Here is a 1,453-nt window from a genome sequence, read left to right on the forward strand (position 1 = left end):
TTCCACCCCGTGCGCCGTGAGGCGCTGTTGATTCGAGCGGAGGTGAGAGACCATCGCCGTTGATCCTGTCGCAGCAGGACAACGAAGCTGAGGACAGCCTGGTCCGGGAGGTGCCGGAATGGGCGGGAGCAGTCCTGACAAAGCCGGGACGTGCCAGCACTGACAGATGGTGCGGGTCCGGCGAGCGTGATGAAGAGGAGTACGAGAGGAATCGGCGTTAAACGCCCCTCAAATCCGAACCGGCTCAAATCTGTTGGATACGGGCCGGGAGCGGCGCGCACCTCGCTTGCGGGCGGGGGAACTTCGGACCAGCTCAGGGTGGGCTGGCGGAGGCCACGATGAACTGCTGCGGGGTAGTCGTGGCGATGCCGCAGGGGCAAAGTCGGGCTCCTCCTTCATCGAGCGAGCAACAGTGAACACGGGAACCATCCCAGTCCTTGCCTTGTTGGCCGCGCCTCCAGCGTGGCCGGTGAGGCTGAGTCCACCGTCGGCTGATCGGGCCGGGATGGGGCGGAGCCGCAGTAGTAGTCCGAGGTCGGGAAAGCCGATCACATGGCGAAGTGCGGCAGCGGTTACCAGCAGTAAGGAGACTGTAATGCTGAAAGATGCGCCGCTGGATGGCGGCGCCCTCACCCATGGGTTTGCAGATCATGTTCTGCACGCTGCCCAGGTGCGGGTATCGGGGATGCAGGCCAAGCTGCACCGTTGGACGGCGACTGATGCAGATCGCCGTTTCGACGATCTGTTCAACTTTGTGTGTGACCCTTCCACGCTGACCATCGCGTGGACACGGGTGGCAGGCAACACCGGAGGCCGGTCGGCTGGAATCGATGGCGTCCGCGCTGCCGATATCGAGCAGGCCGGTCTGGCGAGGTTCCTGGAGGACCTGCGGTCAGACCTCCGGTCTGGGATCTTCCGTCCGACACCTGTGCGGGAACGAATGATTCCTAAGCCCGGCGGGAACGGGAAGATGCGCCGATTGGGCATACCTACCGTGGCCGACCGTGTTGTCCAAGCAGCGGCAAAACTGGTGCTGGAACCTATTTTTGAGACCGACTTCGAGCCGGTCTCTTACGGGTTCCGGCCTGGTCGCCGGGCGCAGGATGCGATCGCTGAGATTCATCTATTCGGTACCTCAGGTTACCGATGGGTTCTGGATGCTGATATCGAGGCGTGTTTCGACATGATCGACCACACCGCTCTTATGGGTCGGGTGCGCGCGAGAGTGAAAGATAAACGTGTCCTGCGACTGGTCAAAGCGTTTCTGAAAGCGGGGATTCTCACCGAACTCGGTGAGGAACGAGACACCCCGACAGGAACGCCACAGGGAGGGATCTTATCGCCGTTACTGGCCAACATCGCATTGAGCGTACTCGATGAGTACGTCCACGCGCCGTGGAAGCCAGGCCAAGCGATGAGCACCTCCCAGCGCCGCAAGACTCGTCGCACACAT

At 62.0% G+C, this 1,453-nt stretch carries 1 protein-coding gene; it reads left to right on the plus strand.

Features of this window, described 5'->3' with window-relative positions; all coding sequences use genetic code 11:
• Positions 1-595 precede the first annotated feature (595 nt).
• Positions 596-1,453: reverse transcriptase domain-containing protein (locus tag FEF26_RS15420; RefSeq protein ID WP_243730628.1), on the plus strand; the 858-nt coding region annotated here is incomplete at its 3' end.

Origin of the sequence: Nesterenkonia salmonea, assembly GCF_005771525.1 — a bacterium.
Taxonomy (GTDB): Bacteria; Actinomycetota; Actinomycetes; order Actinomycetales; family Micrococcaceae; genus Nesterenkonia; species Nesterenkonia salmonea.